At 73.9% G+C, this 7,342-nt stretch carries 8 protein-coding genes; 4 read left to right on the forward strand and 4 right to left on the reverse strand.

Annotated elements, in window-relative coordinates; genetic code table 11:
- The 4 genes from GV126_RS31630 to hypE all read left to right on the forward strand — a co-directional run.
- On the forward strand, window positions 1-1,306 hold a 1,306-nt coding region (locus tag GV126_RS31630), incomplete at its 5' end, for a Kae1-like domain-containing protein (RefSeq protein ID WP_185948472.1).
- 3 nt (window positions 1,307-1,309) lie between these two features.
- Window positions 1,310-1,600: a HypC/HybG/HupF family hydrogenase formation chaperone gene (locus tag GV126_RS31635; protein WP_159673034.1), complete on the forward strand. Its 291-nt coding sequence runs from the start codon at window positions 1,310-1,312 to the stop codon at window positions 1,598-1,600.
- Entirely contained in the window at window positions 1,597-2,775 is a 1,179-nt protein-coding gene (hypD, locus tag GV126_RS31640; protein WP_159673036.1) for a hydrogenase formation protein HypD, read from the forward strand. The genes GV126_RS31635 and hypD overlap by 4 nt, the downstream gene beginning before the upstream one ends.
- Complete coding sequence (hypE, locus tag GV126_RS31645; protein ID WP_159673038.1) at window positions 2,768-3,850, forward strand: hydrogenase expression/formation protein HypE; 1,083 nt, start codon at window positions 2,768-2,770, stop codon at window positions 3,848-3,850. Before hypD ends, hypE begins: the two co-directional genes overlap by 8 nt.
- 91 nt (window positions 3,851-3,941) lie before the next feature.
- Here the strand turns inward: hypE and GV126_RS31650 are convergent, their stop codons facing one another.
- Genes GV126_RS31650 through GV126_RS31665 form a run of 4 tightly spaced genes read right to left on the reverse strand, consistent with a single transcriptional unit; the run spans window position 3,942 to window position 7,302 of the window.
- Entirely contained in the window at window positions 3,942-4,295 is a 354-nt protein-coding gene (locus GV126_RS31650) for a hydrogenase maturation nickel metallochaperone HypA/HybF (RefSeq protein ID WP_159673040.1), read from the reverse strand.
- 28 nt (window positions 4,296-4,323) lie between these two features.
- Window positions 4,324-4,902, reverse strand: a complete 579-nt coding sequence (locus GV126_RS31655; RefSeq protein ID WP_159674335.1) for a DUF5947 family protein — start codon at window positions 4,900-4,902, stop codon at window positions 4,324-4,326.
- Window positions 4,890-5,516: a NifU-related iron-sulfur-binding protein gene (locus GV126_RS31660; protein WP_159673042.1), complete on the reverse strand. Its 627-nt coding sequence runs from the start codon at window positions 5,514-5,516 to the stop codon at window positions 4,890-4,892. The genes GV126_RS31655 and GV126_RS31660 overlap by 13 nt, the downstream gene beginning before the upstream one ends.
- Window positions 5,506-7,302 (reverse strand): nickel-dependent hydrogenase large subunit, encoded by a 1,797-nt coding sequence (locus tag GV126_RS31665; RefSeq protein WP_159673044.1) that lies wholly within the window; start codon window positions 7,300-7,302, stop codon window positions 5,506-5,508. The genes GV126_RS31660 and GV126_RS31665 overlap by 11 nt, the downstream gene beginning before the upstream one ends.
- Window positions 7,303-7,342 lie beyond the last annotated feature (40 nt).

The raw sequence follows: 7,342 nt of genomic DNA on the forward strand, positions 1-7,342 counted from the left end.
GGCCGGCATCGCCGACGCCTGGCTCGCCCACGACCGCCCCATCGCCTGCCCGTGCGACGACTCCCTGCTCAGGGTCCGCCCCGACGGCACCACGCAGGTGCTGCGCCGCTCCCGCGGCTTCGTGCCCCGCCCGCTGACCCTGCCCGTGCCGGTGCGCCCGGCCCTCGCGGTGGGCGGCGACCTGAAGAACGCGCCCTGCGTCGGCGACGGCGACCAGGCATGGTTCGGCCCGCACATCGGCGACCTGGGCGACCTGGCCGGCCTGGACGCGGCCCGCCGGGCCGAGGCACACCTGCTCAACCTCACCGGCGTCACACCCGAACTGCTCGCCGCCGACCGGCACCCCGGCTACCACTCCGTCCGGTGGGCGCGCCGCCGGTCCGCCGCACTGCCCGTCCCGGCACCGGTGCCGGTCCAGCACCACCACGCGCACATCTCCTCCGCGATGGCCGAGCACGGCCTGGACGGCACCACACCCGTCATCGGCGTCGCCTTCGACGGCACCGGCTACGGCGACGACGGCACCGTCTGGGGCGGCGAGGTGCTGCTCGCGGACTACACCGGCCACCGGCGCTTCGCCCACCTCACCCCCGCCCCGCTGCCCGGCGGCGACGCGGGGGTTGCCAACCCGTGCCGGCTCGCCCTGGCCCGGCTGTGGGCCGCCGGCCTGCCGTGGGACGCGGACCTGCCCAGCGTGTCCGCCTGCACGCCCGCTGAACTGTCGCTGCTGCGAAGGCAGTTGGAGCGCGACCTGGCCTGCGTGCCCACCTCCAGCATGGGCCGGCTCTTCGACGCCGTGGCCTCCCTCGCCGGCGTCTGCCACCGGGTGCACTACGAGGCGCAGGCCGCGCTGGAGCTGGAAGCGGCGGCCGCACAGGCCCGGGACGCGGACACGGTGGCGTACCCGTTCGGGCTGACCACCGCGGCAGGCGCGCTGGAATGCGATCCGGGCCCGCTGCTGCGCGCCCTGGTGGCCGACCTGCGCCGCGGCACCCCGGCGCCGGTCCTCGCGGCACGTTTCCACCGGGGCCTCGCGCGGGCCGTCGCGGAGATCTGCCGGCGCGCCCGCGCGGCCACCGGCCTGAGCACGGTCGCCCTCACCGGTGGTGTGTTCGCCAACGGCCTGCTGGAGCAGGAGTGCACCGCACTGCTGACCGGGGGCGGCTTCACCGTCCTGCGCCACGGCGAGGTCCCGCCGAACGACGGCGGGCTGGCCCTGGGCCAGCTCATGGTGGCGGCGCACCGGCCCGCGCCCGGCCGGCCCCGCGGCCCGCGGGCGACCACAGACAGCGACGAGACGGAGTGACCCATGTGCTTGGCAGTGCCCGGCAAGGTCGTGTCCATCGACCACCGCGCCGACCCGCTCACCGGCCTGATCGACTTCGGCGGGGTGCGCAAACAGGCGTGCCTGGAATACCTGCCCGACGTGCGGGTGGGGGAGTACGTCATCGTCCACGTCGGGGTCGCCCTGCAGCGGCTGGACGAGGCCTCCGCCCGGGCGTCTTTGGAGTTGTTCGAGCAACTCGGGCTGCTGGAGGAGGAGTTCGGCGACGCCTGGCGGCAGGCGGCCCTGCAGGAGAGCGGGAGTGAGGCCCAGTGAAGTACATCGACGAGTTCAACGATCCCCAGCTGGCGCGGCGGTTGCTGGACGAGATCCGCGCCACCGTCACCCGGCCCTGGGCGCTGATGGAGGTGTGTGGCGGCCAGACCCACTCCATCATCCGCCACGGCATCGACCAACTCCTGCCCGAAGAGGTGGAATTGATCCACGGTCCGGGCTGCCCGGTGTGCGTGACCCCCCTGGAGGTCATCGACAAGGCACTGGAGATCGCCTCCCGTCCCGAGGTGATCTTCTGCTCCTTCGGCGACATGCTGCGGGTGCCCGGCACCGGCCGGGACCTGTTCCGGGTCAAGGGCGAGGGCGGGGACGTACGCGTCGTCTACTCGCCGCTCGACGCCCTCGACCTCGCCCGGAAGAACCCCGGCCGGCAGGTGGTGTTCTTCGCCATCGGCTTCGAGACCACCGCCCCCGCCAACGCCATGGCCGTGCACCAGGCCCGCCGCCTGGGCCTGGACAACTTCAGCCTGCTGGTGTCCCACGTCCGCGTGCCCCCGGCGATCGAGGCCATCATGACCGCCCCCGGCTGCCGGGTGCAGGGCTTCCTCGCCGCCGGACACGTGTGCAGCGTCATGGGCACCGCCGAGTACCCGGAGCTGGCCGAGAAGCACCGGGTGCCGATCGTCGTCACCGGGTTCGAGCCGCTGGACATCCTTGAGGGCATCCGCCGCGCCGTCCGCCAGCTCGAACGGGGCGAGCACCGGGTGGACAACGCGTATGCCAGGGCCGTGCGCGAGCAGGGCAACCCCGCCGCCCAGCGCATGATCGAGGAGGTCTTCGAGGTCGCCGACCGCAACTGGCGCGGCATCGGCCCCATCCCGGCCAGCGGCTGGCGCCTGGCCGACGCCTACCGCGCCTACGACGCTGCCCACCGCTTCGACGTCACCGGCATCCGCACCGAGGAACCCGCGATCTGCCGGGCCGGCGAGGTGCTGCAGGGGATGATCAAACCCACCGAGTGCGCCGCGTTCGGCACCACCTGCACCCCGCGCACCCCGCTGGGCGCCACCATGGTCTCCAGCGAGGGCGCCTGCGCCGCGTACTACCTGTACCGCCGGATGAACGGACAGGCCCCGCACAGCGCCCCCGCGCCGACGGGCACGCCCGGCCCGCAGGGCTCCCGCCTTCCGCAGGAGGAGATGAACCCCGTTGGCTGACCTCGCATCCACGGCCGCCGAGACCCCCGTCGACCCCGCGAACTGGACCTGCCCCGCCCCCCTGCGCGACCAGCCGGTCGTCGTCATGGGCCACGGCGGAGGCGGCGCCCTGTCCGCCGAACTGATCCACGACGTCTTCGCCGCGGCCTACGGCAACCCCGTCCTCGCCGGCATGGGCGACTCGGCGGTCCTGAACCTCGGCGGCGTCCGGCTGGCGTTCTCCACCGACTCCTACGTCGTGCGGCCCCTGTTCTTCCCCGGCGGCAGCCTGGGCGACCTGGCGGTCAACGGCACCGTCAACGACCTCGCGATGAGCGGCGCCCGGCCCGCCTACCTCTCCGCCGCCTTCGTCCTGGAGGAGGGCACCGAACTGGCCGTGGTCGACCGGATCGCCCGCGCCGTGGGAGCCGCGGCCGAGGCCGCCGGGGTCACCGTGGCCACCGGCGACACCAAGGTCGTGGAGGCCGGGCACGGCGACGGCGTGTACGTCACCACGGCCGGTGTCGGCCTCGTCCCCGAGGGCGTGGACATCCGCCCGCAGCGGGCCCGGCCCGGCGACGCGGTCATCGTCAGCGGTCCCATCGGCCAGCACGGCGTCGCCGTGCTGAGCGTGCGCGAGGGCCTGGAGTTCGGCGCCGAGGTCACCAGCGACACCGCGCCCCTGGCGGACCTGGTGGCCGCCATGCTCGCCGTCACCCCGGACCTGCACGTGCTGCGCGACCCGACACGGGGCGGCCTCGCCGCCTCCCTGAACGAGATCGCCCGCGCCTCCGGCACCGGGGTGCGGCTGTACGAACGCTCCCTGCCCGTCCCGGAGGCCGTCGCGGGCGCCTGCGGCTTCCTGGGCCTGGACCCGCTGTACGTCGCCAACGAGGGCCGGCTCGTCGCCTTCGTCCCGCCGGGCGAGGCCGACGCCGTGCTGGCGGCGATGCGCGCCCACCCGCAGGGCGGCGGCGCCACGGTGATCGGCGAGTGCGTCGCCGAGCACCCCGGCATGGTCGTCGTGGCCACCGGCCTGGGCGGCACCCGGGTGGTGGACCTGCCGCTCGGGGAGCAGTTGCCGCGCATCTGCTGAACCGCGAGGCGGCCTCGTCGGACGATCCGGTCCGGGCGGCCCCGCCGGTGCGCGCGCCCCCGCGGGGCCGCCGCCGTCCACACACCCGCCGTCAGCCCGGCGGCCCCGGCTCGACGGCCACGATCTCCAACTCCCGCCCGCAGCGCAGCTCCTGCGAGGGGCGGTCGCAGCGCGGGCACCAGAAGAACGGCGGCATGCCCACGGCGAACGGCTCTCGGCACGGCCCGCAGTACGCCTGCGCGGTCACCTGCTCGACCACGAGCCGGGCCCCGGCCAGGGCCGTGCCCTGCCGGGCCACCACGAAGGCGAAGCCCAGGGCGTCCGGGCCCCCCCCGGACAGCTCGCCCACCCGGACCGTCCCCGCCGCGACGGCCTCGGCGCCCTGAGCCAGGGCGAGTTCCCCGGCCCGCTCCACGATCGCGGTCGCGATCGACAACTCGTGCACGGCCTCGGCCCGTCCTCTCCCCGCCGCCTCAGCGCCGCTCGGTGAGCCGCGCGAAGAACTCCTCCACGGCCGGCCACACCCGGCCGCCGCCGGACAGCCCGCGCCACTCCCGCCGGACCACGGCCACCATCCGGAAGCAGTCGTCCACGGGCACGATCCAGTGGTGGTCCATGCCCCGCACGGTGTTCACCAGCAGGGCCTCCACCTCCGGCTCCAGCGAGGCCAGTTCGGGACATCCCTCGGCCGCCCGCCGCCAGGCCGCCGCGTCCACCTCCCAGCGCATGGCCCCGGCCGGGCTCGGACCCTGCGCCGTGACCGTGCCGTCGGCGTGCGGGACGAAGAACACCAGGCCGACCGGCACCCCGAGGGCCGCGGTGTCCACCCGGTCGAGGCGGACCCGGCGCCGGGGCACCAGCCGGAACGCCCCGCCGCCCGCGCCGTCCCCGGCGAACAGCACCGCGCACGGGCCGCAGGCGCACCGCACCTCCCGCCGCGCCAGGTCGTACAGGTGGCGATGCTCCTCGGGCACCGGCGCCGCGCACAGCTCGCACGCCTCCCGCGCGGCCGGTCCGGCACGGCCGGCCGAGGACCGGATCAGGCGCGCCAGCGCCCCGTCCGCGCTCCCCCGGCCCCCTGCGCCCGGGGCGCCGCGGCGGCGCGGCGCGTCAGGGCGTCCAGCGGAACGAACGCGGGCGCCGCCCGCCGCGCGGGCTCCTGCGCCGCCGGCGTCCCCCCGTCCGCCAGCCCCGGTGCGGCGGCCAGCCCCGCCGCCCGCACCGCCGCGGCCACGTCGCCCGCCCCGCCGCCGCAGCCCGTACCGCCCCCGCCGCCCGTGCGCACCCGCCCCCGCGCCCCCTCGCCGTCCACACCCGCGAACTCCACGTCGCCGCCGCTTTCGCGCACCGCCGGGCGCAGCCGTTCGACCGCGCGGGCGGCCCGTACCTCGACCGGATCGGGGTGCACGCCGTGCAGCACCAGCAGGTGGCCCAGCACCTCGTCCTCGGTCAGGCGCCGCGTGGTCTGCGCGTCGGCGTGGTCCAGCACGCGGGCCAGCGCCTCGCCGTAGACCTCGGTCAGCAGCCGCACCGCCTCCACCGCGGAGCGCACGGTCGGTCCGGGCGCGGACTCCAGCACCGCCAGCAGTTCGTCGATCCGGGCGAGCAGCCCCTCGACGTCCGGGTCCGCCAGGCGCGTCCCGGCCGGTGCGGTCTCAGCCTCCATGGCCGGCTCCGTAGGTGGGGGTGTGGGTGGTGGTGAGCGTCCGGCCGTTGCCCATGTACATGTGCACGCCGCACGGCAGGCAGGGGTCGAAGCTGCGGACGGTGCGCATGATGTCGACGCCCTTGAAGTCGTCCGGCCCGTTCTCCTCGAAGATCGGCTGGCCCTGGACGGCGTCCTCGTAGGGTCCGGGGGTGCCGTAGTGGTCGCGCGGGCTGGCGTTCCACGGGGTCGGCGGATACGGGTGGTAGTTGGCGATCTTCTTGTCCTTGATCACCAGGTGGTGCGAGAGGACCCCGCGGACGGCCTCGTGGAAACCGCACCCGATCGCCTCGTCGGGCACCTCGAAGTCCTGGAAGACCTTGGTGTCGCCGCCGCGGATCAGCTGCAGGGCGCGCTCGATGAACTGGAAGGCCATGGCCGCGGCGTAGGCGACGAAGTACGGGCGGGCCCGGTCGCGTTCGATGGTGTTGGACCACCGCGGGATGTGCCACTCGAAGGTCATCTCCGGCAGCTTCTCGCTCTTGGGCAGCGTGATGCGGACACTGCGTCCGGTGGCCTTGATGTACGGGGTCTCCACCCGGCCGCTCAACGCGGTGGTCCACAGCCGGGCGAGCGGGCCGCCGCCGGTGTCCAGGGCGAGGTGGTCGCCGGTGCGCGCGTCGTACCAGCGCGGGCTCATCACCCAGCTGTAGTTGCCCTCGAAGTCGCGTTTCTGCGGGACCGGGACGGTGGTCTGGTTCCAGGGGTGGCGCATGTCGACGGGGTTGCCCAGCGGGTCGTGGGTGACGAAGGGCTCCTCGTTCACCCAGTCCTCGTAGTACGACGAGCCCAGCAGGACGCGCAGGCCGAGGTTGATGTCGACGAGGTTGTTGGTGACCAGTTCGCCGTCGACGACGATGCCGGGGGTGACGAACATGTCCTTGCCCCACTCGTTCATCGTCTCGTACCGGTAGTCGCAGGAGTCGGAGTTCTGGAACGCCCCCCAGCAGCCCAGCAGGATCCGGCGGCGGCCCACCTCCTCGTACCCGGGCAGCGCTTCGTAGAAGAAGTCGAAGACGTCGTCGTTCATCGCCACGGCCTGCTTGATGAAGTCCAGCACGCGCAGCAGGCGGGAGAGGTAGTCGGTGAAGGTGGTGGGCTGCGGCATGGTGCCCACCCCGCCGGGATACAGCGTGGAGGGGTGCACATGGCGGCCCTCCATCAGGCAGAACATCTCCCGGGTCACCCGGGAGACCTTCAGCGCCTGCTTGTACATCTCGCCCTCGAAGGGGTTGAAGGCGCGCATGATGTCGGCGATGGTCCGGTAGCCGTGGATGTGGCCGCGGGCCGCCTCGGTACGCTCCGCGCGGGCCAGCACACCCGGGTTGGTGGCCTTGACCATGGCCTCGCAGAAGTCCACGAACACCAGGTTGTCCTGGAAGATCGTGTGGTCGAACATGTACTCCGCGGCCTCGCCGAGGTTGGTGATGTGCTCGGCCAGCGGCGGGGGTTTGATGCCGTACGCCATCTGCTGGGCGTAGTTGGAGCACGTGGTGTGGTTGTCGCCGCAGATCCCGCAGATCCTCGACGTGATGAATCCGGCGTCCCGGGGGTCCTTGCCCTTCATGAACACCGAGTAGCCGCGGAAGAGGGACGAGGTGGAGCGGCAGTCGATCACCTCCCGGTTGGCGAAGTCGATCTTCGTGTAGATGCCCAGGTTCCCGATGATCCGCGTGATCGGGTCCCAGGACATGTCCACGATCTGCGGGGGTTTGCGTGCGGAGGGGCGGGCTTCGGTGGCGGTCATCGTCGGTGCTGCCCTTCACTGTCCGTGGTCCATGGGGGGG

This window comes from Streptomyces mexicanus (assembly GCF_902506575.1).
Classification (GTDB): domain Bacteria; phylum Actinomycetota; class Actinomycetes; order Streptomycetales; family Streptomycetaceae; genus Streptomyces; species Streptomyces mexicanus.

Excerpts from the sequence above, each read along its gene's own strand:
- GV126_RS31635 (WP_159673034.1), top strand. The coding sequence starts at position 1,310 with ATGTGCTTGGCAGTGCCCGGCAAGGTCGTGTCCATCGACCACCGCGCC.
- GV126_RS31660 (WP_159673042.1), bottom strand. The coding sequence starts at position 5,516 with ATGGAGGCTGAGACCGCACCGGCCGGGACGCGCCTGGCGGACCCGGAC.
- GV126_RS31665 (WP_159673044.1), bottom strand. The coding sequence starts at position 7,302 with ATGACCGCCACCGAAGCCCGCCCCTCCGCACGCAAACCCCCGCAGATC.